General features: G+C 71.7%; 20 protein-coding genes. 5 read left to right on the forward strand and 15 right to left on the reverse strand.

The features are described 5' to 3' along the window. Positions 1-20: 20 nt before the first annotated feature. The 4 genes from AB0F04_RS26555 to AB0F04_RS26570 form a co-directional block, all read right to left on the reverse strand. Positions 21-152, reverse strand: coding sequence for a hypothetical protein (locus AB0F04_RS26555; RefSeq protein ID WP_104781486.1), 132 nt, complete (start codon positions 150-152; stop codon positions 21-23). Positions 153-400: 248 nt separating this feature from the next. Further along, the gene (locus tag AB0F04_RS26560) at positions 401-943 is read right to left on the reverse strand and encodes a GNAT family N-acetyltransferase (protein ID WP_362045270.1); all 543 of its coding nucleotides are present in this window, start codon (positions 941-943) and stop codon (positions 401-403) included. Between the two features lie 73 nt (positions 944-1016). Then, positions 1017-2648, reverse strand: a complete 1632-nt coding sequence (pruA, locus tag AB0F04_RS26565) for an L-glutamate gamma-semialdehyde dehydrogenase (RefSeq protein WP_362045273.1) — start codon at positions 2646-2648, stop codon at positions 1017-1019. 56 nt (positions 2649-2704) lie between these two features. Continuing rightward, positions 2705-3631 carry a proline dehydrogenase family protein gene (locus AB0F04_RS26570; protein WP_362045276.1) on the reverse strand — a complete coding sequence of 309 codons (927 nt, stop codon included), beginning with the start codon at positions 3629-3631 and terminating at the stop codon, positions 2705-2707. A 151-nt stretch (positions 3632-3782) separates the two neighbouring features. On the opposite strand from AB0F04_RS26570, the gene AB0F04_RS26575 reads away from it, so the two are divergent. Together AB0F04_RS26575 and AB0F04_RS26580 are read left to right on the forward strand one after the other, a co-directional pair. After that, positions 3783-5024: a helix-turn-helix domain-containing protein gene (locus AB0F04_RS26575; protein WP_362045278.1), complete on the forward strand. Its 1242-nt coding sequence runs from the start codon at positions 3783-3785 to the stop codon at positions 5022-5024. Positions 5025-5037: 13 nt separating this feature from the next. Beyond that, entirely contained in the window at positions 5038-5688 is a 651-nt protein-coding gene (locus AB0F04_RS26580; protein WP_362045281.1) for an HAD family hydrolase, read from the forward strand. 4 nt (positions 5689-5692) lie between these two features. Here the strand turns inward: AB0F04_RS26580 and AB0F04_RS26585 are convergent, their stop codons facing one another. Further along, positions 5693-6271, reverse strand: a complete 579-nt coding sequence (locus AB0F04_RS26585; protein ID WP_362045283.1) for a TetR/AcrR family transcriptional regulator — start codon at positions 6269-6271, stop codon at positions 5693-5695. Between the two features lie 86 nt (positions 6272-6357). Here AB0F04_RS26585 and AB0F04_RS26590 point away from each other — a divergent pair, with 86 nt between their 5' ends. Beyond that, a complete protein-coding gene (locus tag AB0F04_RS26590; protein ID WP_362045286.1) occupies positions 6358-7899 on the forward strand; it encodes an MFS transporter in 1542 nt (513 codons plus the stop codon). A 54-nt stretch (positions 7900-7953) separates the two neighbouring features. Here the strand turns inward: AB0F04_RS26590 and serA are convergent, their stop codons facing one another. The 6 genes from serA to AB0F04_RS26620 all read right to left on the reverse strand — a co-directional run bounded on the left by serA (position 7954) and on the right by AB0F04_RS26620 (position 17937). Beyond that, entirely contained in the window at positions 7954-9543 is a 1590-nt protein-coding gene (gene serA, locus AB0F04_RS26595; protein ID WP_362045289.1) for a phosphoglycerate dehydrogenase, read from the reverse strand. A gap of 267 nt (positions 9544-9810) precedes the next feature. Further along, a complete protein-coding gene (gene ilvC / locus AB0F04_RS26600) occupies positions 9811-10809 on the reverse strand; it encodes a ketol-acid reductoisomerase (protein WP_053668807.1) in 999 nt (332 codons plus the stop codon). 121 nt (positions 10810-10930) lie between these two features. Next, positions 10931-11455 (reverse strand): acetolactate synthase small subunit, encoded by a 525-nt coding sequence (gene ilvN / locus AB0F04_RS26605; protein WP_003993148.1) that lies wholly within the window; start codon positions 11453-11455, stop codon positions 10931-10933. Between the two features lie 21 nt (positions 11456-11476). After that, positions 11477-13321: an acetolactate synthase large subunit gene (locus AB0F04_RS26610; RefSeq protein WP_362045293.1), complete on the reverse strand. Its 1845-nt coding sequence runs from the start codon at positions 13319-13321 to the stop codon at positions 11477-11479. A 231-nt stretch (positions 13322-13552) separates the two neighbouring features. Beyond that, on the reverse strand, positions 13553-16549 hold the full coding sequence (locus tag AB0F04_RS26615) for an EAL domain-containing protein (RefSeq protein ID WP_362045295.1): 2997 nt from the start codon (positions 16547-16549) through the stop codon (positions 13553-13555). Between the two features lie 437 nt (positions 16550-16986). Further along, positions 16987-17937: a 2-hydroxyacid dehydrogenase gene (locus tag AB0F04_RS26620; protein ID WP_362045298.1), complete on the reverse strand. Its 951-nt coding sequence runs from the start codon at positions 17935-17937 to the stop codon at positions 16987-16989. 77 nt (positions 17938-18014) lie between these two features. Between AB0F04_RS26620 and AB0F04_RS26625 the strand changes: the two genes are divergently transcribed. Both AB0F04_RS26625 and AB0F04_RS26630 read left to right on the forward strand, forming a co-directional pair. Then, positions 18015-19013, forward strand: a complete 999-nt coding sequence (locus AB0F04_RS26625; protein WP_362045301.1) for an aldo/keto reductase — start codon at positions 18015-18017, stop codon at positions 19011-19013. A gap of 91 nt (positions 19014-19104) precedes the next feature. Beyond that, positions 19105-20313: a PQQ-dependent sugar dehydrogenase gene (locus AB0F04_RS26630; protein WP_362045304.1), complete on the forward strand. Its 1209-nt coding sequence runs from the start codon at positions 19105-19107 to the stop codon at positions 20311-20313. Positions 20314-20398: 85 nt separating this feature from the next. On the opposite strand, the gene AB0F04_RS26635 is transcribed toward AB0F04_RS26630, so the two are convergent. From AB0F04_RS26635 to AB0F04_RS26650, 4 genes are all read right to left on the reverse strand, one after another. Next, positions 20399-20590 (reverse strand): DUF6191 domain-containing protein, encoded by a 192-nt coding sequence (locus tag AB0F04_RS26635; protein WP_362045307.1) that lies wholly within the window; start codon positions 20588-20590, stop codon positions 20399-20401. A 51-nt stretch (positions 20591-20641) separates the two neighbouring features. Further along, a complete protein-coding gene (locus AB0F04_RS26640) occupies positions 20642-23686 on the reverse strand; it encodes an AAA family ATPase (RefSeq protein ID WP_362045310.1) in 3045 nt (1014 codons plus the stop codon). A gap of 128 nt (positions 23687-23814) precedes the next feature. After that, positions 23815-24000: a hypothetical protein gene (locus AB0F04_RS26645; protein WP_362045533.1), complete on the reverse strand. Its 186-nt coding sequence runs from the start codon at positions 23998-24000 to the stop codon at positions 23815-23817. Positions 24001-24210: 210 nt separating this feature from the next. Further along, a complete protein-coding gene (locus AB0F04_RS26650) occupies positions 24211-24747 on the reverse strand; it encodes a hypothetical protein (protein WP_362045312.1) in 537 nt (178 codons plus the stop codon). Positions 24748-24759: the final 12 nt, after the last annotated feature.

Below are 24759 nucleotides of genomic sequence, written 5' to 3' on the forward strand. Positions count from 1 at the left end.
TCCTGCGGTGAGGCTGCGGCTCAGTGGCCGCTGGATCCGCCGTTGTCCCTGCGGTCGAGGGCGCGCTGGAGCGCTGCGGCGGCGTTCTTGCGGTCGGACTCGGTCGTGCGGGAAACGTGACGGACTCGGCGGCGGACGGTCGTCTCGGCCATGGGAAATCGACTCCTTCGACAGCACGGAGTGCACAGGGAGGGTTACGAGACGCCGGAAGGGGCGGGGAGCGGTGCCGCAGGGATTGCCTGCACGGGGCCCGGCTCACGACCGCCATTCGCTTGGTCGAGCGAGACGTTCGGCTCCTACAAAACTAAGGGAGGGCGGAGCGTCTGTCTCCACAATTACTCGGACTTCCTACTATCTGAGACGGTGGACTGCGTCACACCGCCCTGACCTGCGGTGATCTCTAGAGCACGTCGCCGTCGCGCCAATCGAAGAGCAGCTCGTACGCGGGGTCGAGCGGACCGGCGAGGGCGGGGCGCACGTACGTGCTGTCCTCTTCCTCCGGCAGGCGGACCACGCCGTCCCGCGGGCTGAGGGCGTGCACCTGGCCGTTCCAGAGCCGCCACCCCCGGGAGGCGTAGAGCCGGGCTCCGTCGTCGCTCGCGGAGAGGGCACCGAGCTCGTAGGCGCGGTCGACGATCCGTTCCAGTTCCGTCATGACCAGCCCGCCGAGGCCGGTGCGGCGCGCGTCGGCGCGGACGGCGACGTTCTCGACGTACCCGGTGCGCAGCCACCGGCCGCGGTGCCGCACCCGGCGCATCACGACGGCGCCGTGCGCGGCGAGTCCCGAGCCGTCGTGGACGAGGGCGTGCATGCCGCCGAGGCCGTGGTCCCAGTCCTCGTCACCGAAGTCGCCCTCGAAAGAGGCGTCCAGGAGGCGGCGCACGGCGTCGAGTTCGGCGGGGCTCAGGTCGGCGGTGTGGACGGTGCGCGCTCGGGTGGTCACCGCCCCAGTCTTCCCCCGGGCATGCCGACGGGCCAGGTCTTCTCGACCTGGCCCGTCGGTGCGCCGGCGTGTGTCAGCCCATGTGCGGGTACGTGTAGTCGGTCGGCGGGACCAGCGTCTCCTTGATGGCGCGGGTCAGGGTCCAGCGCATCAGGTTCTGCGGGGCGCCGGCCTTGTCGTTGGTGCCGGAGGCGCGGCCGCCGCCGAAGGGCTGCTGGCCGACGACGGCGCCGGTGGACTTGTCGTTGATGTAGAAGTTGCCGGCCGCGTAGCGGAGCCTGTCCGCCGTGTACGCGGCGGCCGCGCGGTCGTTCGCGATGACCGAGCCGGTGAGGGCGTAGTCGGAGACGGACTCCATCTGGGTCAGCATCGCGTCGTACTCGTCGTCCTCGTAGACGTGCACGGCGAGGATCGGCCCGAAGTACTCGGTGCGGAAGACCTCGTTCTCCGGGTCGGTGCACTCGATGACGGTCGGGCGGACGAAGTAGCCCTCGGAGTCGTCGTAGGTGCCGCCCGCGACGATCGTGCAGGAGGCGTCCTTCTCGGCGCGGTCGATGGCGGCCTTGTTCTTGGCGAAGGCGCGCTCGTCGATGACGGCGCCGATGAAGTTGGACAGGTCGGTGACGTCACCCATCCGAATGCCGTCGACCTCTGCCGCGAACTCCTCCTTGAAGCCGGAGTTCCAGAGCGAGGCGGGGACGTACGCACGGGACGTGGCGCTGCACTTCTGGCCCTGGTACTCGAAGGCGCCCCGGGTCAGTGCCGTCTTGAGGATCGCCGGGTCGGCCGACGGGTGGGCGACGAGGAAGTCCTTGCCGCCGGTCTCGCCGACCAGGCGCGGATAGGTGCGGTACTTCTCGATGTTCGCGCCGACCGTCTTCCACAGGTACTGGAAGGTCCTGGTCGAGCCGGTGAAGTGGATGCCGGCGAGGTCGCGGTGCTCCAGGGCGACCTTGGAGACCTCGATGCCGTCGCCGGTGACGAGGTTGATGACGCCCTTGGGCAGGCCCGCCTCCTCCAGCAGCTGCATCAGCAGCACGGCGGCGTGCGTCTGCGTCGGGGACGGCTTCCAGACCACGACGTTGCCCATCAGGGCCGGGGCCGTCGGCAGGTTGCCCGCGATCGCGGTGAAGTTGAAGGGCGTGACCGCGTAGACGAAGCCCTCCAGCGGGCGGTGGTCCAGCCGGTTCCACACGCCCGGGGCGTTGGCCGGCGGCTGCTCCGCCAGCAGGCCGCGGGCGTAGGAGACGTTGAAGCGCCAGAAGTCGATCAGCTCGCAGGGCGTGTCGATCTCGGCCTGCTGAGCGGTCTTGGACTGGCCGAGCATGGTGGAGGCGGCAAGCGTCTCGCGCCACGGTCCGGACAGCAGCTCGGCGGCGCGCAGGATGATCGCCGCGCGGTCGTCGAAGGACAGCGCGCGCCAGGCGGGGGCGGCGGCCAGGGCCGCGTCGATGGCGCCCTGGGCGTCCGCCTGCGTGGCGTTGCGGTAGGTGCCGAGCACGGCCTTGTGGTTGTGCGGCTGGACGACCTGGAAGGCCTCGCCGCCGCCCATCCGCTTCTCGCCGCCGATGGTGCAGGGCAGGTCGACGGGGTTGTCGGCCAGCTCCTTCAGCTTGGCCTCCAGCCGGGCCCGCTCGGGCGAGCCGGGGGCATAGCCGTGCACCGGCTCGTTGACGGGGGTGGGGACCTGGGTCACAGCGTCCATGGTGTCCGTAACTCCTTACTGAGCGGTGTTTTCCGGTCTCGGCCCTCGTGGGGCTGTCAGCCCTTGGTGATCATGCTGCGGGCGAAGAAGCGCAGGTTGGCCGGCTTCTCCGCGAGACGGCGCATGAAGTAGCCGTACCAGTCGGTGCCGTAGGCGGTGTAGACGCGCATCCGGTGGCCCTCGGCGGCCAGCCGCAGGTGCTCCTCGGTGCGGATGCCGTAGAGCATCTGGAACTCGTACGCGTCGGGCTTTCGCCCGGCCTGGTGGGCGAGTTCCTGGCCGATCGCGATCAGGCGCGGGTCGTGGGACCCGATCATCGGGTAGCCCTCCCCCTGCATCAACGTCCGCAGAACGCGCACGTATGCCCGGTCGGTCTCGTGTTTGTCCTGGTACGCCACGGAGGCGGGCTCCTTGTACGCACCCTTGACCAGGCGGACCCGGCTGCCGTTCTCCGCGAGGCGGCGGGCGTCGGCCTCGGTGCGGAACAGGTAGGCCTGGATGACGCAGCCGGTCTGCGGGAAGTCCTTCCGCAGCTCCTCGTGGATGGCGAACATCGAGTCGAGGGTGGTGTGGTCCTCGGCGTCCAGCGTGACCGTGGTGCCGATCTCGGCGGCGGCCTCGACGACCGGGCGGACGTTCTTCAGGGCCAGTTCGTGGCCGTCGTCCAGTGCCTGCCCGAACATCGACAGCTTCACCGACATCTCGGCGCGGGTGCCGAGCTCCAGCGGCTTGAGGCGGTCGACGAGCTCCAGGTAGGCGTCCCGGGCGGCGGCGGCCTGCGCGGGGTTGGTGATGTCCTCGCCGACGACGTCCATCGTCAGCTCCAGCCCCTGCTCGGTCAGGCTGCGGACGACGGGGACGATGTCGTCGACGTCCTCGCCCGGGATGAAGCGGTCGACGACCTGCTTGGTCACCGGGGCCGCCGAGATCAGGCGTCGCATCCGGTCGCTGCGAGACGCGGCGAGAATCACGGGACCCAGCACGGGGCACCTCCAAGCACCAGCAACGTGAAGGCCGGACCCCTCGCGGACGACGCGTCGGGTACGGCACGGAGAACCACCGTGAAACCTAAGGATCCCTCCGATCGTGGGCCATCGACAGCTGTCACGCATCCGTGCCGCAGATCTCAGACAGATGTATGAAGGGTTCCGGGAAGTGCGCGACAATGCCCCGGTGACGTCGGAACACAGGGGCGACTACGAGGAGCTGGTCGACGAGATCTCGGAGCTGCTCGGCGCGCCCGCGACCCTGGAGAACCGGGACTTCGAGCTGATCGCCTTCGGGGCCTACGACAGCGAGGGCGACCTCGATCCGTCGGCCCTGGACCCGGTGCGCACCCGCTCGATCCTCACCCGCCGTTCGACGGCGGCGGTCCGGGCCTGGTTCGAGGGCTTCGGCATCACCCGCGCGACGGAACCGGTCCGTATCCCGCCGACGCCCGAGGCCGGGGTCCTGCGGGGCCGGATCTGCCTCCCCGTCCGCCACCGGGGTGTGGTGCACGGCTACGTCTGGCTGCTGGACGACGATCCCGGCCCGAGCGAGCGGCAACTGTCCGCCGCCATGCGGGTCACGGCCCGCATAGGCGCCCTGCTCGCGGACGAGGCGCAGCACGGCGCCGACCTCAGCCGCGAACTCCGGGCCGTCCTGACCGCCGAGCCCGGCTGGCAGGGCGACATGGCCGTCGCCGAGCTCCGTACGGCCCTCGGCCCCCGAGCCGACGGCCTCCACGCCCTGGTGTGCGTCGCCCCCTGGCCCTCGGCCGACCCGGACGACGCTCCGTCGGCGCGCGCGATCCCGGGTGCGACGGCGCTGTGCACCGTGCCGTGGGGGTCGACGGCCCAGTGCCTGGCGGTGCTGATCCGCCTGCGCTCCCCGGACGTCCTGACTCCCGCGACCACGGCGGCGGGACGGCTGCTGGAGCGGGCCCGCGGGGCAGGCGGGCCGGCTGGTGGCGGCCCGGCACCGGCACGGGCCGCCGGTATCGCCACCCCCCGCTCCGGCCTCGCCGAGTCGGCGACCGCCTGGCGGGAGGCCTCGGCGGCGACCCGTGCGGCGCTGGCCGAGGCACGCTTCGGGCCGGTCGCGCAGTGGTCGTCGATCGGGCCGTTCCGGCTGCTCACCGCCCTGCCCCCGGAGGTCGCTCACGACCCCGTCGCCCGCACTCTGCTCGCCCCGGTCCACCAGGAACTCGCCCGGACCGCCGAGGTCTACCTCGACTGCGCCGGCCAGGCCGCCCGTGCCGCCGCCGAGCTGGGCATCCATCGCCAGACCCTGTACTACCGCCTGTCCCGGATCGAGAAGCTCACCGGCCTCGACCTGGACGACGGCGAGGACCGCCTGCTGCTGCACATGGCCCTCAAGGCACACCGATTGTGAGGACGGTCCGTTCATGCCCCTGCTGCTGCTCGACCTCGACAACACCCTGATCGACCGGGACGCCGCCTACCGCGCCATGCTGCTGGATTTCCTGGCCGAGCACGGGCTGCCCGAGGGCGACATCGACTGGCTCATGACCGTCGACGCCAGTGGGTACACGGCCCGCCCGGAGGTCGCCCGGGCCATGCACGGGCGGTACGGCGACCGCGTCCCGCGTGACGCGGTGCGCGCCCTGCTCGACCGGGGCGCGGCCGACCGTGTCGTGCTGTCCGCGCCCGTCCGCACTGCCCTCGAGAAGGCCACCGCCGCCGGCTGGACCCTCGCCATCGTCACCAACGGCCGTACCTCCCAGCAGGAGAGGAAGATCCGCGTCACCGGCCTCGACGAGCTGACCCACGGCTGGGCCGTCTCCGAGGCGGTCGGCCACAAGAAGCCCGCGCCGGAGATCTTCCACGCCGCTGCCGCCGCCGTCGGCGCCCCACTGGAGGGCGCCTGGGTCATCGGAGACTCCCCGCACGCCGACATCGCCGGCGCGGCCGGCATCGGCGCCCGCAGCGTGTGGGTGTCGGCGGGCCGTCCGTGGGCCGGGACGGCGCTCACCCCCACCCGCACCGCCCCCGACACCGCGTCCGCCATCGACTCGGTCGTCGGCGCACCCGGGTGAAGCGTCACTTCCTCTCCGCCGCCTCGATCACCCCGCGCAGCCCGGCTGCGAGCTGCTCGGCCTCCGGCGCGCTCTCCGGGTCGAAGGTCCACTGCGCCATCAGGCCCATCATCAAGGTCAGGTAGAAGTACCCGACGGTGTCCACCCGCTCGTCCGTCACCTCGTCCTCGGGCCCGCCGAGGAAGAGCGTCACGATGCCGCGCGCGCCCTCGCGCTGGGCCCGCGCGAGATGCTCCCGCACCTCCGGCAGCTGATCCCCCATGGCCACGATCTCCATGCTGAGCCGCCACATCGAGCCGGGCTCCCGCATGGTCCCGATGATGTTCGCCCACACGTCGGTGAAGCGCTCCAGTGATCCCGGCTCGCCCCGCAGCTCACCGCCCCCCTCGAAGGCGTCGGACATGCCCTCCACCATCTCGACGTACGCCTGCGCCAGCAGCGCGTCCTTCGAGCCGTAGTGGTAGCCGATCGAGGCCAGGTTGGTCCCCGACTCCTTGACGATGTCGCGCGCGGTCGTACGCAGGAAGCCCTTCGCCAGCAAGCAGCGCTTGGCGCCCTCCAGCAGATCCTCTCGGTGTCCCATGGGCCGCCACCCTATCCCCAGATCCAGACGGACGTATTAAACAACCGTACTAGACAACCGTTTAATACGCTCGTACAGTCCTGCTCATGACCACCAACCCGCCCCCTCCCGTCCTCGCCGGCCGCCGTGAATGGACGGCCCTCGGCGTGCTGATGCTCCCGCTGCTGCTGGTCTCGATGGACGTCTCCGTCCTCTACTTCGCGATCCCCGCGATCAGCGCCGACCTGGAGCCGAGCGCCACCCAGCAGCTGTGGATCTTCGACATCTACGGCTTCGTGCTGGCCGGCCTGCTGATGACGATGGGCTCGCTCGGCGACCGCATCGGCCGCCGCAGGCTCCTGCTGATGGGCGCCGCCGCCTTCGGCACGGCGTCCCTGGTCGCGGCCTACGCGAACAGCGCCGAGACCCTGATTGCCGCCCGCGCGGTCCTCGGCATCGGCGGCGCGACCCTGATGCCGTCCACGATGGCGCTCGTGCGCACGATGTTCACCGACCCCGCCCAGCGCACCAAGGCGATCGGTGTGTGGTCGGGAGTGATGACGGCCGGCATCGCGCTCGGCTCGGTGATGAGCGGGTTGCTCGTCGAGCACTTCTGGTGGGGCTCGGTCTTCCTGGTCAATCTGCCCGCGATGCTGCTGCTCCTGATCCTGGGTCCGGTTCTGCTGCCCGAGTCGCGCACGCCGGACCCCGGCCGCTTCGACCTGCTGAGCGTCCCCCTGTCGATGGCGGCGGTGCTCCCCGTGATCTACGGCCTGAAGGAACTCGCGGCCGAGGGCTGGAACGTGCGGTACGCGATGTCGGTGACCGTCGGTCTGCTCTTCGCCGCGCTGTTCGTCCACCGCCAGCGCACGGCGGCCTCCCCGTTGATCTCCCCGGACCTGTTCCGGGCCCGCGGCTTCAGCCCGGCCGTCGTCCTCAACCTCGCCGCCGCCTTCGGCATGATGGGCTCGGCGTACTTCACGACCCAGTACATCCAGTCGGTCCTGGACAAGGGGCCCCTCGAAGCGGCGCTGTGGAGCCTGCTGCCGTCGGTGCCCATCGGGATCGCTGCCCCGGTCTGCGCACAGCTCGTGCAGCGGGGCGTTGCCCGCGCGCACGTCGTCGGCGCAGGCTTCGCGGTCGCCGCGTGCGGCTACGTGATGCTGGCCCTGGCCGGCACGAACTCCCTGTGGCTGCTGCTGGCCGCGTGCGCCGTCCTGGCCTGCGGCAGCGTGGCCGTCATGTCGCAGGTGGCGGACCTGGCCCTGAGCGCCGCCCCCGTGGAGAAGGCCGGCGCCGCGTCGTCCCTGCTGGAGACGGGCACGGAGTTCGGCGGCGCGATGAGCATGGCGCTCCTCGGCTCCATCGGCACGGCCGTCTTCCGACACGAGATCCCGGCCTCGGCACCCGCCGCGGCACGCGAGACCCTCGGCGGCGCCCTGGCCGCGGCCGACCGGCTCCCGGGGCGCGCGGGGGACGCCCTGGCGACGGCGGCGCGCGAGGCCTTCACCAGCGGCATGCACGCGGCGGCCGTCACGGGCGCGGTGCTGCTGGCCGGTGCGGCGGCAGCGGCGGTGCTGACCCTGCGGCGGGTGGGGGGACGGAAAAACGCCGGACGGGCTGATCGGCTCAGCCCGTCCGGCGTCTGAGGGACGTTCCCGTTCAGGACGAACGGACGCCCGGGGGCACAGCCCCCGGGAAGGTCAGGCCAGGTTCACCGAGCGGGCCGAGGTCGCCCCGATCTCCGCGGCCACCTCGGCCAGGACGTTCGCCGTCACCGTGTCGTCCACGGTCAGGACCGCCAGCGCCTCGCCGCCGGCCACCGCACGCGAGACCTGCATGCCGGCGATGTTGAGGCCCGCCTCGCCGAGGATGCGGCCGACCGTGCCGACGATGCCGGGGCGGTCCTCGTACTTCAGGACCAGCATGTGGTCGGCGAGCGCGAGGTCGACGTCGTAGTCGCCGACCGCGACGATCTTCTGCAGGTGCTTGGGACCGGCCAGCGTGCCGGACACCGACACCTCCTCACCGTCGGCGAGGGTGCCGCGCACCGTGACGACGTTGCGGTGCTCGGTGGCCTCGGAGCTGGTGGTGAGGCGCACCTCGACACCGCGCTCCTGCGCGAACAGCGGGGCGTTGACGTAGGAGACCGTCTCGTCGACGACGTCCTCGAAGACACCCTTGAGCGCGGACAGCTCCAGCACCTTCACGTCGTGCTGGGTGATCTCGCCGTACACCTCGACGTCGAGGCGGACCGCGACCTCACCGGCGAGCGCGGTGAAGATCCGGCCCAGGCGCTCGGCGAGCGGCAGACCCGGCTTGACGTCCTCGGCGATGACACCGCCCTGCACGTTCACCGCGTCCGGCACGAGTTCACCGGCGAGGGCGAGGCGCACCGAGCGGGCGACGGCGATACCGGCCTTCTCCTGCGCCTCGTCGGTGGAGGCACCGAGGTGCGGGGTGCAGACGACCTGGTCGAACTCGAACAGCGGGGAGTCCGTGCAGGGCTCCTTCGCGTAGACGTCGAGGCCGGCACCGGCGACCCGGCCCTCCTTGAGGGCGGAGTAGAGGGCCTCCTCGTCGACGATCCCGCCGCGCGCGGCGTTGACGATGCGCACGCTCGGCTTGACCTTGCGCAGCGCCTCGTCGCCGATGAGGCCGACGGTCTCGGGGGTCTTGGGGAGGTGCACGGTGATGAAGTCGGAGACCTCGAGCAGCTCGTCCAGCGAGAGCACCTTCACGCCCATCTGGGCGGCGCGGGCGGGCTGGATGTAGGGGTCGTAGGCGACGACCTTCATGCCGAACCCGGACATGCGCTGGGCGACCAGCGCACCGATACGGCCCAGGCCCACCACACCGAGGGTCTTCTCGGCGAGCTCGACGCCCGTGTACTTGCTGCGCTTCCACTCGCCGTTCTTCAGCGCGGCGTTGGCCTGCGGGATGTGGCGGGCGGTGGCGACGAGGAGACCGCAGGCCAGCTCGGCGGCGGTCACGATGTTCGAGGTGGGGGCGTTGACGACCATCACGCCGGCCTTGGTGGCGGCGGAGACGTCCACGTTGTCCAGGCCGACGCCGGCTCGTGCGACGACCTTGAGCTTGTTCGCGGCGGCGATCGCCTCGGCGTCGACCTTGGTGGCCGAACGGACCAGGATCGCGTCCACGTCGGCGATGGCCGGGAGCAGGTCGGCCCGGTCCGCGCCGTTGCAGTGCCGGATCTCGAAGTCCGGGCCCAGGGCGTCGACGGTGGCGGGCGACAGCTCTTCAGCGATGAGTACGACGGGTTTCGAGCTCACGTGAGTCCTCACAAGTCCAGTGCTGCGGACGGCCGTCCCGACGGCCGCAGGCGGTGGAGGGGGGCTAGCCGCGGAAGACGCACGACGCTGTGGGCCTGACGCGTATGTGTGCAGCAGTCTAGTGGCGCATGGGGCGTCGTCCGGTGCCGCTGCGGAAGGATCACCCGTCCGTGGCCGGACGGGATGGACAACGCCGTACCACCGACGTTACCCGGGGTTCGCCGAAGGGGCCGGAACGGGTTCGCTCCGGCCCCTCGGGCGGTCGGCTCACGCCTCTTCGTCGACCCAGCTCATGAGCTTGCGCAGCTCCTTGCCGGTGGTCTCCAGCAGGTGCTCGGAGTCCTGCTTCTTGTACTCGTTGTACTTCTTCAGACCGCCGTGGTACTCGTCCATCCACTGCGTCGCGAAGGTGCCGTCCTGGATCTCGGCGAGGACCTTCTTCATCTCGGCCTTGGTGGCGTCCGTGATGATGCGCGGGCCGGTGACGTAGTCGCCCCACTCGGCGGTCTCGGAGATCGACCAGCGCATCTTCTCCAGGCCGCCCTCGTACATGAGGTCCACGATCAGCTTCAGCTCGTGCAGGCACTCGAAGTAGGCGATCTCCGGCTGGTAGCCCGCCTCGGTCAGCGTCTCGAAGCCGGCCTTGACCAGCGCGGCGGTGCCACCGCAGAGGACGGCCTGCTCACCGAACAGGTCGGTCTCGGTCTCCTCGGTGAAGGTCGTCTTGATGACGCCGGCGCGGGTGCCGCCGATGCCCTTCGCGTAGGACAGGGCCAGCGCGAAGGCGTTGCCCGTTGCGTCCTGCTCGACGGCGGCGATGCAGGGAACGCCGCGGCCCTCCTCGTACTGGCGGCGCACCAGGTGGCCCGGGCCCTTCGGGGCGACCATGCAGACGTCCACGCCGGCCGGGGGCTTGATGAAGCCGTAGCGGATGTTCAGGCCGTGGCCGAAGAACAGGGCGTCGCCGTCGTTCAGGTTCGGGGCGATGTGCTCCTCGTAGACCTGGGCCTGGATCGGGTCCGGGACGAGGATCATGATGACGTCGGCCTCGGCGGCGGCCTCCGACGGGCTCACCACGCGCAGGCCCTGCTCCTCGGCCTTGGCCTTGGACTTGGAGCCCTCGTGCAGACCGACGCGGACGTCGACACCCGAGTCACGGAGCGACAGCGCGTGGGCGTGGCCCTGGCTGCCGTACCCGATGACCGCGACCTTGCGGCCCTGGATGATGGACAGGTCGGCGTCGGCGTCGTAGAACAGCTCGGCCACTTTGGGTTCTCTCCTCGGGAGTGCAGGTGTTGCGTCCCACCGTATGACGGGGGGCGGAAGGGAAGTCTGCGGGTCTCGGAATACGGGCGGCCGACGGCGCGCCGACCGCCCGTTACAGGTCTCAGGCCGACCGGTCCAGAGCGCGCAGCGACCGGTCCGTGATGGAACGGGCACCGCGGCCGATGGCGATCGTGCCGGACTGGACGAGCTCCTTGATGCCGTACGGCTCCAGCATCTTGAGCATCGCGGTCAGCTTCTCGCCGGAGCCGGTGGCCTCGATGGTGACGGCCTCCGGGGAGACGTCGACGGTCTTGGCGCGGAACAGCTGGACGATCTCGACGATCTGGGAGCGCGTCTCGTTGTCGGCGCGCACCTTCACCAGCACGAGTTCACGCTGGACCGCCTGCGACGGCTCCAGCTCGACGATCTTCAGCACGTTGACGAGCTTGTTGAGCTGCTTGGTGACCTGCTCCAGCGGCAGGTCCTCCACGCCGACGACGATGGTGATGCGGGAGATGTCGGGGTGCTCGGTGACACCGACGGCGAGCGAGTCGATGTTGAAGCCGCGACGGGAGAAGAGGGCGGCGATCCGGGCGAGGATGCCGGGGGTGTTCTCCACCAGGACGGAGAGCGTGTGCTTGGACATGATCTCTTCGGTCTCTCTCGCTCAGTCGTCTTCGTTGTCGCCGAAGTCGGGGCGGACGTCCCGGGCGGCCATGATCTCGTCGTTGGAGGTGCCGGCGGCGACCATCGGCCACACCATCGCGTCCTCGTGGACGATGAAGTCGATGACGACCGGGCGGTCGTTGATCGAGTTCGCCTCTTCGATGACCTTGTCGAGGTCGTCCGGGGACTCGCAGCGGATGGCGTGGCAGCCCATGGCCTCCGACAGCTTCACGAAGTCGGGGACGCGGGTGCCGCGGGCCTCGGGGTTGACGTCGTCCGGGCCGGAGTGCAGCACGGTGTTGGAGTAGCGCTGGTTGTAGAAGAGGGTCTGCCACTGGCGGACCATCCCGAGGGCGCCGTTGTTGATGACGGCGACCTTGATCGGGATGTTGTTCAGGGCGCAGGTGGTCAGCTCCTGATTGGTCATCTGGAAGCAGCCGTCGCCGTCGATGGCCCACACGGCACGCTCGGGCGCTCCGGCCTTGGCTCCCATGGCGGCCGGGACGGCGTAGCCCATCGTTCCGGCGCCGCCGGAGTTCAGCCAGGTGCCCGGCTTGTCGTACTCGATGAAGTGGGCGGACCACATCTGGTGCTGGCCGACGCCCGCCGCGAAGATCGTGCCCTCCGGGGCCAGCTGCCCGATGCGCTCGATGACCTGCTGCGGTGAGAGCGAGCCGTCGGCGGGCTGGTCGTAGCCGAGCGGGTAGGTGTCGCGCCAGCGGTTCAGGTCGTTCCACCACATGCTGTAGTCGCCCTGGTGGCCCTCGCCGTGCTCCTTCTGCACGGCCTGGATGAGGTCGGCGATGACCTCCCGGGCGTCGCCCACGATCGGCACGTCGGCAGCGCGGTTCTTGCCGATCTCGGCCGGGTCGATGTCCGCGTGGACGATCTTGGCGAAGGGGGCGAAGCTGTCCAGCTTGCCGGTGACGCGGTCGTCGAAGCGGGCGCCGAGGGCGACGATCAGGTCGGCCTTCTGCAGTCCGGTGACGGCGGCGACCGAGCCGTGCATGCCGGGCATGCCCAGGTGCTGCGGGTGCTTGTCGGGGAACGCCCCGAGCGCCATCAGCGTGGTGGTGACGGGGGCACCGGTGAGCTCGGCGAGGACCTTCAGCTCGGCCGTGGCCCGGGCCTTGAGGACACCGCCGCCGACGTACAGCACGGGTCGCCTGGCCTGGGTGATCAGCTTGGCCGCCTCGCGGATCTGCTTGGCGTGCGGCTTGGTCACCGGGCGGTAGCCGGGCAGGTCCATGGCGGGCGGCCAGGAGAAGGTGGTCTTCGCCTGGAGGGCGTCCTTGGCGATGTCGACCAGGACCGGGCCGGGGCGGCCCGTGGAGGCGATGTGGAACGCCTGGGCGATGATCCGCGGGATGTCCTCGGCCTTGGTGACGAGGAAGTTGTGCTTGGTGATCGGCATGGTGATGCCGACGATGTCCGCCTCCTGGAAGGCGTCCGTGCCGATCGCCTTCGATGCCACCTGGCCGGTGATCGCGACCAGCGGCACGGAGTCCATGTGCGCGTCGGCGATCGGGGTGACCAGGTTGGTGGCACCGGGGCCGGAGGTGGCCATGCAGACACCGACCTTGCCGGTGGCCTGCGCGTAGCCGGTGGCGGCGTGACCGGCGCCCTGCTCGTGGCGGACCAGGACGTGGCGCACCCGGGTCGAGTCCATCAGCGGGTCGTAGGCCGGGAGGATCGCACCGCCGGGAATGCCGAATACCGTGTCGGCGCCGACCTCCTCGAGAGAGCGGATGAGGGACTGCGCGCCCGTCACCTGCTCGGGGGCGGAGTGTCCTCCGGATCGGGGCCGGGGCTGCGGGTGGTGGGCCCCGGTGGCCTGCTCGGTCATCGGCATTCTCTTCTCAGATGCTGAGGGTTTTTTGCGAGAGTTGTGCGGTTTTCGGCTGCTGCACGGAGGGTGCCTGTGCAACAAAAAACCCCTCGTGCCATAAGGCAAGCGAGGGGAGCGCGCCGGGTGGGGTCGCTGAGCGGTCGAGGCTCAGCGTCAGCCGACGCGCTTTCCAAGTACGAGAATTCGGGTGCGCATGGCACTGACCCTCCCCCCGGCACGCACTCACTGTCAAGTAGGTGGGACGGGAGTCTCATTATGTGAGCGCAAGGCCGTGCCGCCTCCGATGACGGCGGACACACCCGAGTTGTACACCCGCGCGGTGCCGCCCGCGAACGCCGGTTCCGACGGTGCGTTCGGCACCGGGTAGTGACCGGCGGCGAGCGCACGGCGCAGCCGGTACTCGTCGAGCGGCCCGGAGAAGGCCATGCCCTGCCCGTGCGTGCAGCCCATCGCGCGCAGGGCGACGACCTGCTCGGGCAGATCGACCCCCTCCGCCACGGACTTCAGCCCGAGATCGCCCGCGATGCGCAGCAGCCCGGAGGTGATCTTGTGCAGGCGCGCGGACTCGACGACGCCCTCGACCAGACCGCGGTCGAGCTTCAGCACGTCGACGGGGAGCCGCCGAAGGGCCGTGATCGCCGCGTAGCCGCTGCCGAAGCCGTCGAGCGCGATCCGTACGCCGACCCGCCGCAGGGCGCCCAGACGCCGCTCCAGCTCGTCCAGCGACACCCTCGGGTCGGCGTCCGACAGCTCGATGATCAGCGACCCCGGCGGCAGGCCGTGCCGCGTGAGCAGCGCCTCGATCGAGCCGAGCGGCATCGACCGGTCCAGCAGCCGGCGGGCGCTCATCCGCACGACGACCGGCGCGGACAGCCCGGTCGCGTGCCGCTCGGCGGCCTGCTCGACGGCCTCCTCGATCATCCACCGGCCCAGTTCGGCGGTCCTTCCGCCGTCCTCGGCCACGCGCAGGAACTCCGCCGGGGTGAAGAGCACCCCTTGGGAGGAGCGCCAGCGCGCCTGTGCGGACACCGACGAGATCCGGCCGTCCTCCAGGCACACCACCGGCTGGTGCAGCAGGGCGAACTCCCCGTCGTGCAGCGCGGCCCGCAGCCGGGTGGCGAGCTCGGCCTTGCGCACGACGTCCTGCTGCATCTGCGGCTTGTACAGCTCGACGCGGCCCTTGCCGGCGGCCTTGGCGCGGTACATGGCCAGGTCGGCGTTGCGCAGCAGTTCCCCGGCGCCGAGGCCGGATTCCGCGAAGGCGACGCCGATGGAGGCGTTGACCCGGACATCGTTGCCGTCGATGAGGTAGGGCTGGGACAGCGTCGCCCTGAGGCGGTCGGCGAGCTCCAGTATGTGCCGCTCGCGTGCGTCCCGGTCGCGGGTGTTGTCCCCGGCGATCAGGGCCGCGAACTCGTCTCCGCCGAGCCGGGAGGCGGTGTCGCCGTGCCGGACGGAGTCCTGGAGCCTGCGGGCGGCCTGGACCAGCAGCGCGTCCCCGGCCTGGTGCCCGATCGTGTCGTTGACGGCCTTGAAGCCGTCGAGGTCGATGAAGAGCACGGCCGTGTTCCGCAGGGCCACGCCCCGGTCGGAGGCGCGGCGGCCCGAGAGGGCGTGCTGGACGCGTTTGGTGAACAGGGCGCGGTTGGGCAGGTCCGTGAGCGGGTCGTGCTCGGCGTTGTGCTGCAACTGCGCCTGCAGACGCACCCTTTCGGTCACGTCACGGCTGTTGAAGATGAGGCCGCCGTGATGACGGTTGACGGTCGACTCGACGTTCAGCCACCCGCCGTCGCCCGAGCGGAAGCGGCACTCGATCCGTGTGGTGGGTTCCTCGACCGGGTGGGCGGCGAGGAACCGGCGCACCTCGTGCACGACGCAGCCCAGGTCCTCGGGGTGGATGAGGTTGGCCAGTTCCGTACCCACCAGTTCCTCCGCCGAGCGGCCGTACACGCCGGCTGCTGCCGGGGAGACGTATCGCAGGATGCCGGTGGGTGCGGCGATCATGATGACGTCGCTGGAGCCCTGCACCAGGGAGCGGAAGTGGTTCTCCTTCTGCGCCAGCTCCTGGGTGAGGGTGATGTTGTCGAGCAGCATGATGCCCTGGCGCACGACGAGCGCGAGCACCACGGTGCCTCCGGTCAGCAGGACCACGCGGTCGACGCTGCGGCCGTTGAGGACGTTGTAGAGGATCCCCAGGGTGCACACGGCGGCCGCGAGATAGGGCGTGAGTGCGGCGAGGGAGCCGGCGATGGGCCGGGCGGCGGGGTACCGGCTGTGCTCGGCGCCGGGCAGGGGCGCCTGGTGGTGGGTGCCGCCGCGCTGCCCCGGTACATGCTCGTGCACCACGCGGGTGTGCCCGGCGGCGCCGTGCCGGTCGCCCTCCGCGCGGGTCCCGGCCCACGGGGCGTAGGCCAGGAGCAGCGAGCCGGCGAACCAGCCCGCGTCGAGCAGCTGTCCCGAGCGGTAGTCGTGGTGCATGAGCGGTGAGGTGAACAGGGCGTCGCACATCACGGTCAGGGCGAGGGCGCCGATGGCGGTGTTCACCGCGGAGCGGTTCACCGCGGACCGCCTGAAGTGCAGGGCGAGGACCATGCTGACCAGGGCGATGTCGAGCAGCGGGTACGCCAGGGACAGCGCGATGTGCGCCACGCCGGGCCCTTCCGATTTCGCGGCCTGGGCGAGGGCGAGGCTCCAGGCCAGCGTCAGCAGCGAGCCGCCGATGAGCCAGGCGTCCAGCCCGAGGCAGACCCAGCCGGCCTTGGTCACCGGGCGTTTGGCGAGCACGAGCAGTCCGACGATCGCGGGCGGCGCGAAGCAGAGGAAGAACAGGTCGGCGTAGCTGGGACTGGGCACGGGCAGTCCCAGGACCACCTCGTACCACCCCCAGACCAGATTGCCCAGGGACGCCATGACCGAGGAGAGGCCGAACAGCAGCCAGGCGGGTCGAAAGCGCGGGCGGCGGCTGCGGGCGTAGAGGAAGCACGAGACCGCGGCGGTGCCGGCCGCGGCGCTCAGCCCGAAGTCGCCCATGAAGAGGGCGACTTGGTAAGAGCCCCAGCCGAACGCCGCACCGACGGCGTATCCCGCGCAGGCCAGGGCGAGGACCAGTTTGAGGGCCGGGCCCGGCCGGCGGCCGGTGACCGGCGTGCGGGCCGGCAGCACGCCCGTGGAGGGAGGCTGTGCCCGCAGCGCTCCGTCCAGCGTGGGGGTGGGGGGCGCGCTCACCGGGCCCTCCCGGTCCGCGCGGCTCCCGGGTCCCGCGGACCCTGCCGGACCGCCTGGGTGTGCCTTCCGCTCCCGCCGGACCCGCGGTGACGATGACTGTGGTCCGTGTGGTGGTCGGTGCGGTGCTCGCTGTGGCGGGTGTGGTGGCCGACGTGATCGGCGTGCTGACCGCGACTGCTCGCGGCCGCCCGCCAGGGTCGCCGCCGGCCGCCCCGCCCCGTCGGATCGCTCGTCCATAGGCCGTGCATCGCCTGTCGCCCCCCTCACAGTCCGAAGTGTCCGTCCCCCGGCGCCGAACAGTCCCCGGCGCGGCCCCTGTCGGGACGATACACCAGTCTCGTCACTCAGGGACATAGGTTCTCTACGCTCCGTGACGATCACCAGATATATGAGTACCCACCGCACCCGGGGGATTGCGGACGGTACTCGAAGCTCTCTCAGTCGGTTGATGCACCCGTCGTGAGGATCACGTTGCGGAGCGGCTCCCGGTTCACATAACGGTTCAACTGGTCCACCAGGAGCCGCTTGGCGCGCGGAAGGAACGCGGAGGTGGGTCCGCCGACATGGGGGCTGATGAGTACCCCCGGCGCACGCCACAGGGGGTGTTCGCGCGCCAGCGGCTCCGGGTCGGTGACGTCGAGGGCGGCGGTGATGCGGCCGGTCTCCAGCTCGGCGAGCAGGGCCTTGGTGTCGACGACGGGGCCGCGCGCGACGTTGACGAGGAGCGCGCCGTCCTTCATCCGGGACAGGAAGTCGGCCCCGGCCAGGCCGCGGGTGGCTTCCGTGAGCGGGGTGGACAGGATCACGACGTCCGCTTCGGGCAGCAGCGCGGGGAGGTCGGTGAGCGGATGCACCGGACCGCGCGCCGTGGTGCGCTCGGAGCGCGCGACGCGCGCCACACGCGCCACCTCGAACGGAACGAGCCGGTCCTCGATGGCCTCGCCGATGGAGCCGTATCCCACGATGAGGACGTTCTTGTCGGCCAGAGCCGGCCGGAACCCGCCGAGCCACTCCCCCCGGTCCTGCGCGCGGACGAAGTCGGGGATCCCGCGCAGCGAGGCCAGGATCAGCGCGAGGGTGAGCTCGCCGGTGCTGGCCTCGTGCACGCCCCGCGCATTGCACAGCCGTACACCCGCGGGCAGGTGCCCGAGCCCCGGCTCCACGTGGTCGATCCCGGCGGAGAGGGTCTGCACGACCCGGATGTTGGTCATCCGCCCCATGGGCCGCACGCACAGCGGACTGGGCTTCATGTAGGGGACGACGTAGAAGGCGCAGTCGGCCGGGTCCGCGGGGAAGTCCTCCTCGCCGTTCCAGAATCGGTAGTCCGGGCCCTCGGGGAGTCCGTCGATCTCGTCCGGCGGGATGGGCAGCCACACGTCAGCAGTCATGCTCTGGAGGCTATGTCAGGAGCGTGTGACGGCAGAGGTTAGGTTGGGGTGGCTCGAACAGGGAGGGTCACGACCAGGTGGAGCGCAGGACGATCGGCGCGGCGGCGCTCGCGGTGGGGGCCGTCGGACTCGGGTGCATGCCGATGAGCTGGGCCTACAGCGCGTCGCGGCGGCGGGGCGACGAGTCGCTCAGGGCGGTGCACCGGGCGCTCGACCTGGGTGCGTCCCTGCTGGACACGGCCGACATGTACGGCCCGTTCACCAACGAACTGCTGGTGGGGCGGGCGTTGAAGGAACGGCGGTCCGACGCCTTCGTGTCGACGAAGGTCGGACTGCTCGTGGGCGACCAGCACATCGTCGCCAACGGGCGCCCCGGGTACGTGAAGCGGGCCTGTGACGCGTCGCTGCGGCGGCTGCAGACGGACGTCATCGACCTCTACCAGCTGCACCGGGCCGATCCCGAGGTGCCGGTCGAGGACACCTGGGGCGCGATGGCGGAGCTCGTCCAGGCCGGGAAGGTACGGGCGCTGGGCCTGTGCGCGGTGGGCGCACGGGCCCCCCGCCGGGCCGGGGCCCGGTTGCACGACGGAACGATCCGGCAGCTGGAGCGGGTGCAGCAGGTCTTCCCGGTGAGCGCGGTGGAGGCGGAGCTGTCGGTGTGGTCGCCGGAGGCGCTGGAAGCCCTGCTGCCGTGGTGCCGGACGCGAGGCGTCGGCTTCCTCGCCGCGATGCCGCTGGGCAACGGCTTCCTGACCGGCAGGCTGCGCCCCGGCGCGGGCTTCGAGGCGGACGATCCACGCGCCCGGCACCCGCGCTTCACCGCCGAGATGATGGCCGCGAACCAGCCGTTCGTCGCGGCTCTGCGCCGTGTGGCCCGCCGGCACGGCACGGGCGTCACGCCCGCCCAGGTCGCCCTGGCGTGGGTGCTGGCACAGGGTCCGCACGTGGTCCCGGTCCCCGGCACGAAGCAGGAGCGCTGGGTCACGGAGAACACGGCGGCGGCGCGGTTGCGCCTGACCCCGGACGATCTCAGGGAGATGGCCGCGCTGCCGCCGGCCCAGGGGTCGTGGGACTGAGGACGGGTTCGCGCCCGGGTGCGTTTCGGACAAACCCCGTGTTCTCGCTACGGCGTTCCGTGATCGGGAACTCTGGAGCCGCGAGCGGTGTATGACAGGGAGAAGGACCCGCCCCGTCGAAGGGACCCTGATCGTGCGACGTCGAGCCGTCCCGGCCGTGCTGACCGCCGCCGTGCTCCTGCTGACGGCCGGTTGCTCCTCCGACGAAGGAGGCCCGTCGGGCAAGGACGACAACGCCTCCCCGAGCCGTACGGCACCGGGATCGTCGCCACCGCCGCGGCAGGCCGCCAAGGAGACACCCCCGGCCCAGGGCTCGGTGAAGGTGGTGCGCACCGTCGCCAAGGGCCTGGACTCCCCCTGGGGTCTCGCCCCGCTGCCGGGCGGCGGGCTGCTGGTCGCCTCGCGGGATGACGGCACGATCGTCCGGGTCGACGGGAAGACCGGCAGGAAGACCGAGCTGGGCGAGGTGCCCGGGGTATCGGCGGCCGGGGAGGGCGGCCTGCTCGGGATCGCCCTGTCCCCCGACTACGCATCCGACCGCATGGTCTACGCGTACTTCACCTCGGCGTCCGACAACCGCATCGTCCGCATGATCTACGACGGGCAGAAGCCCACCGGCGAGCAGCTCGGCGCTCCCGACACGGTATTCAAGGGCATCCCCAAGGGCTTCATCCACAACGGCGGGCGCATCGCGTTCGGCCCGGACAAGATGCTCTACGTGGGCACGGGCGAGAGCGGCGACACGGGACTGTCCCAGGACAAGGACTCCGTGGGCGGCAAGATCCTTCGTCTGACCCCGGAGGGCGAGCCGGCTCCGGGCAACCCGTTCCCGGACTCGCCGGTGTACTCCTACGGCCACCGCAATGTGCAGGGTCTGGCCTGGGACGGCAAGCAGCGGCTGTTCGCCTCGGAGTTCGGGCAGGACACCTGGGACGAGCTGAACGCCATCGAGCCGGGCGGTAATTACGGCTGGCCGGATGCGGAGGGCCGGTCCGGCGACAAGGGGTTCCGCGATCCCGTCGACCAGTGGAGCACGGCCGAGGCCTCTCCCAGCGGCATCGCCCACGCCCAGGGGTCGATCTGGATGGCGGGCCTGCGCGGCAAGCGGATGTGGCGCATCCCGCTGGACGGCACGGCGGCCTCGGCGAAGCCGCAGGCGTTCCTGGAGGAGGAGTACGGGCGGCTGCGCACGGTCGTCGCGGCAGGCGGCGACAGGCTCTGGCTCGTCACCAGCAACACGGACGGCCGGGGCAGCCCGAAGGACGGCGACGACCGGATCCTGGAACTGCGGGTGACGTAGCCGCGGGAACCGGAAGGGCGGTTCCCCGCCCCGACCTCGTCGTCCCCCTGTCTCCTGCGGCGGACGTACGACGAGGAAGCGCGGGCTACTCCCCCGCGCCCTCGTCGTCCTCGTGCTCCTGCGGCGGGCGGACGACGACCTTCCCGGACGCGAGATCTATCGGTCCCCGTCCGGGGTCGCCGTCCCCGACGTCCTGACGGGTCAGTTCCAGGCGGTTCTGCTCGTCGCGGCTGTGCTTGCGCCCGGGTGAGAACAGTTCCTCGAAGACGTTGAACAACCGAACCTCCCTGGGGCCGCGGAGTCCGCGACGTCCCTTACAGCGTATGCCTCAGCCCGTGGGACCGGGCATGGCCATCTCGGCCGGGAACAACCCCAGCCGGTGCGCCACCGCCGCCGCCTCGCCCCGCCCGGAGACGCCGAGCTTCCCCAGGATGTTCGAGACGTGCACGCTCGCGGTCTTGGGTGAGATGAACAGTTCCTCCGCTATGCGGCGGTTGGTGTGCCCCGCGGCGACCAGGCGCAGGACGTCCCGCTCCCGGGTGGTGAGGCCGAGCGCGTCGGCGGGGTCGGCCGGTGCGGGGCCGGGTTCCGTGGCGGGCGTGAGCGGGAGGCGGGCGCGCCGGGCGAGCGCGGTGGCGGCGTCCTCGAGCGGCCGGGCGCCGAGGTGGCGGGCGACGGTGCGGGCGAGCCGCAGCAGTTCCGTGGCACGGCCGCGCTCGTCCTCGCCGCCGCCCGTCAGGAGGGACTCGGCCAGGCGGTACCGGACGCGGGCGAGGTCGTAGGGCCGGCCCAGGGGTTCGAAGGCGGTGACCACGTCCGACCAGGTGTCCGGGGTGCTCCGGCCCTCGGCGCGCAGGAGTTCGGCGCGGACCCACCGCTCGTGGGCGAGCCAGACGGGGGCGTGGGTGGTGAGGCGCTTGACGGCGGACAGGATGGCGCCCAGGACCTGCTCGCGGCCGTCGTGGGCGGCGGGCAGGGCCCGGGCGTCGGCCTCGGCGACGGCCGCCTCGAGCAGCAGCGGCCAGGCGTAGCGCTGGGTTCCGAGCGGGAAGCCGGAGGCGAGAGTGCGGGCCAGTTCGGCGCGGGCGTCGGCCAGGCGGCCCTCGGCGGCGGCGACGGCCAGGGTGAGGCAGGAGATCGGCAGGTCGTGCTGCGGCATGGGGTCGTGCGGGCCGTAGGAGGCGCGGGCCTCGGCGAGGTGGCGGGCGGCCTCGGACACCTGACCGCGGGCCAGGGCGAGGAACGCCTGGCTGTGGGCGCCCGATCCGTACGGCCCTGCCGTCTGCCCCAGCCGCTGGGCGCTGACGGCCGCCTCGGCGGCCTCGTCCCAGCGGCCCAGGGAGATGAGCGACTCGGCGAGGTTGCCCCGCACCCAGCCCTCGGACTCGGTCAGTCCCATCCTGGAGGTGAGCCGCAGGCCCTCGCGCAGGAGGGTGACGGCCTCCTCGGAACGGCCGATGCCCTCCAGTATCGAGGGCAGGTTCACATGGCTGCGGCCCACGACGACCGCGAGACCGCGGGCCACCACGTCGTCCCGCACCTCGTACATGTGGGCCAGCCCGGCTTCGATCTGCCCGGCCTCGACCATGAGCCCGCCGAGGGTGAGGCGGGCGTTGGACTCGATCTCGTCGGCGCCCACCATGCGCGCGTACTCGACGGCCCGCTCGGCGGCCGTCAGGGTCTCCGGACCGGGTTCGCGGAGCATCGACCAGTGGGCGGCCGTGGCCAGTACCTCGGCGTGCACCTCGGAGGGCGGCAGGCCGCGGACCAGCTCCTGCGCGGTGGCGATCTCCTTCCAGCCGTCGCCCCGGGCGAGCCGCTGGACCAGCCGGGAGCGCTGGATCCAGAACCAGGCGGTGCGCAGGGGGTCGTCCTCGTCCTCCAGCAGGCGCAGTGCCCGCTTGGTGATCTTCAGGGCGCGTTCGCGCTCCCCGCAGAGCCGTCCCGCGACGGCCGCCTCGGCCAGCAGGTCCAGGTGGCGCAGCGCGGTGGTGGCCGGGTCGCAGCCGCAGGGAGGGTAGACCTCGGTGTAGTCGACCGGGCGCAGGGTGGCGCGTACGGCCTCCGGAGCGGAGTCCCACAGTTCCATCGCCCGCTCCAGCAGCCGGAGTTGCTCGGAGTAGGCATGGCGGCGGCGGGCCTCGACGGAGGCTTCGAGGACGGCGGGCAGGGCCTTGGCGGCGTCGTGGGCGTGATACCAGTAGCTGGCCAGGCGGGTCGCCCGCTGGTCGGCCGGCACGAGGGACGGGTCGGCCTCCAGGGCATCGGCGTAGCGGCGGTTGAGGCGGGAGCGTTCGCCGGGGAGCAGGTCGTCGCTGACGGCCTCGCGGACCAGGGAGTGGCGGAAGCGGTAGCCGTCGCCGCCGGGTGCGGGGGCGAGGATGCTCGCGTTCACGGCGGCCCGCAGTGCCTCGATGAGGTCGTCCTCGGCGAGCCGGGCGACGGCGGCCAGCAGCCGGTACTCGACGGTGGAGCCGCCCTCGGCGACGATCCGGGCGACCTGCTGGGCGGACTCCGGCAGCCCTTCCACGCGGACGAGCAGCAGGTCGCGCAGGGAGTCGGTCAGGCCGGTCCGGCAGCCCTCGGGGGCGGCGACGGCGAGTTCCTCGACGAAGAAGGCGTTGCCGTCCGAGCGCTGGAAGATCGCGTCGACCCGGTCCGGCTCGGGTTCGTGGGCGAGGATGCCGGCCACCTGGCGGCCGACCTCGTCGCGGGTGAAGCGGGCGAGTTCGAGGCGGCGGATCGTGCGGAGCCGGTCGAGTTCGGCGAGCAGGGGCCTGAGCGGATGGCGGCGGTGGATGTCGTCGGAGCGGTAGGTGGCCACGACGACGAGGCGGCCGGTGCGCAGGGTACGGACGAGGTAGGAGAGCAGATGGCGGGTGGAGGCGTCGGCCCAGTGCAGGTCCTCCAGGGCGAGGACGACGGTGTGCTCGGCGGCGACGCGCTCCAGCAGGCGTGCGGTGAGCTCGAAGAGCCGGGCCGTGCCGTCCTCGTCGTGCCGCCCGGCCCGGGACTCGCCCAGCTCCGGCAGCAGCCGGGCCAGCTCCTCCTCCTGGCCCGCCGAAGCGGCGGCCAGCTCGCCGGGGAGTTCACGGCGCAGGGCGCGCAGCGCGGTGGAGAACGGGGCGAAGGGCAGTCCGTCGGCACCGATCTCGACACACCCGCCCAGTGCGAGGACCGCCCCGCGCCGGCGGGCCGCGGCGGCGAACTCCTCGACGAGGCGGGTCTTGCCGACCCCGGCCTCACCGCCGATGAGCAGCGCCTGCGGTTCACCTTCGCGGGCGCGGGCGAGGGCGTCGTACAGGGTGCCCAGTTCCTCGGCACGGCCGACGAACACGGGGCTGACGGACTGGGTTTCCACAGGCCCGAGCATCGCATGCGGGTCCGACGGCGTGGGACCGGTTTTCCGTCGAACGGCCGGAGCAGCGGCCGCCGTTCCCGTGTGAACGACGGCCGCTGCTCCCCGGACGGTCACGGCGGCGACCGGTGCCGCCCCGGCGTTCACGCCGTCCGGGCGGACCGGAGCCGGCGGAAGCGGCGGCTATGGCTCTCGTGCTCGGCGGAGTCTCCGCTTCCTTCGTGGCGGGACGCGCGGCGGGCCCGGGCGGCCTCGCGGACCAGACGGGCGTGGTCGGCCCGGCGGATGAGGTCGGAGGCGCGCAGCTGCTGGAGCTCGTACTCGTACATGGTGTGCCCTTCGGAGAGGCCGGTCACGGAGGGTTCTCCGCGATGACCTCACTCTCGTCTCCCAGGCGGGGCCGTCACATCGGGAGAGTTCCGCATCTTCGGCGGCGCACGGGGCCTTAGACGCGGCTGAAGGGCCTCAGGGGCTCCGTAAGGTACTCACGGAACCGCCTAAGACCCCTCAGGACCTGCGGGCTCTGGGCGCTCGGGCGCTCAGCTCGCGGACGGCAGTCCGAGCAGGATGCCGGTGTACTTGAGGACGGCCAGGAACAGGCCGATGACGCCGAGCGCGACTCCCGCCCAGGCGACGGACTTGATCCAGGGGGCCTGGACCCTGCCCGGCGTGCCGAAGGCGGGCCGGGCCAGCGTCACCACGCCGACGACCAGCGCGATCAGCGCGAACAGGCCGCCCCACAGGGCGGTGGTCTGCCAGGCGTCGCCGTAGACCGCCTGGATCTGCTGGGCCACGCCCGCGTTCTGCGCGGTCTCCAGCTGGCCGACGAGGTTCTGGCGCGCGGAGGCGACGGTGCCGATCCAGCTGCCGGTGAGCGAGACGACGCCCAGCGCGGCGGAGACCACGGCGGCAGCGCCCTGGCCGACGCCGGAGGGGTTCTCCTCCTTGGCGGGCGCGTCATCGGCCGCGGCCGGGACCTCGGTCCGGGGCACCTCGTCGGACTCGGTGGTGTCCACCGCCTTCTCATCGGTCGTGGCCTTCGTGGCCTCGGTCTCGTCCACTGCGTTCGTTGCCATGTCTCGCACCGT

The organism is Streptomyces sp. NPDC029041 (assembly GCF_040637515.1).
Taxonomy (GTDB): domain Bacteria; phylum Actinomycetota; class Actinomycetes; order Streptomycetales; family Streptomycetaceae; genus Streptomyces.

Coding starts and splice junctions, on each gene's coding strand:
- AB0F04_RS26645 (WP_362045533.1), bottom strand. CDS start 24,000: ATGTACGAGTACGAGCTCCAGCAGCTGCGCGCCTCCGACCTCATCCGC.
- AB0F04_RS26590 (WP_362045286.1), top strand. CDS start 6,358: ATGACCACCAACCCGCCCCCTCCCGTCCTCGCCGGCCGCCGTGAATGG.
- AB0F04_RS26630 (WP_362045304.1), top strand. CDS start 19,105: ATGACAGGGAGAAGGACCCGCCCCGTCGAAGGGACCCTGATCGTGCGA.
- AB0F04_RS26580 (WP_362045281.1), top strand. CDS start 5,038: ATGCCCCTGCTGCTGCTCGACCTCGACAACACCCTGATCGACCGGGAC.
- AB0F04_RS26585 (WP_362045283.1), bottom strand. CDS start 6,271: ATGGGACACCGAGAGGATCTGCTGGAGGGCGCCAAGCGCTGCTTGCTG.
- AB0F04_RS26650 (WP_362045312.1), bottom strand. CDS start 24,747: ATGGCAACGAACGCAGTGGACGAGACCGAGGCCACGAAGGCCACGACC.
- ilvN (WP_003993148.1), bottom strand. CDS start 11,455: ATGTCCAAGCACACGCTCTCCGTCCTGGTGGAGAACACCCCCGGCATC.
- AB0F04_RS26620 (WP_362045298.1), bottom strand. CDS start 17,937: ATGACTGCTGACGTGTGGCTGCCCATCCCGCCGGACGAGATCGACGGA.
- pruA (WP_362045273.1), bottom strand. CDS start 2,648: ATGGACGCTGTGACCCAGGTCCCCACCCCCGTCAACGAGCCGGTGCAC.
- AB0F04_RS26640 (WP_362045310.1), bottom strand. CDS start 23,686: ATGCTCGGGCCTGTGGAAACCCAGTCCGTCAGCCCCGTGTTCGTCGGC.
- AB0F04_RS26555 (WP_104781486.1), bottom strand. CDS start 152: ATGGCCGAGACGACCGTCCGCCGCCGAGTCCGTCACGTTTCCCGCACG.
- AB0F04_RS26575 (WP_362045278.1), top strand. CDS start 3,783: ATGTATGAAGGGTTCCGGGAAGTGCGCGACAATGCCCCGGTGACGTCG.
- AB0F04_RS26610 (WP_362045293.1), bottom strand. CDS start 13,321: ATGACCGAGCAGGCCACCGGGGCCCACCACCCGCAGCCCCGGCCCCGA.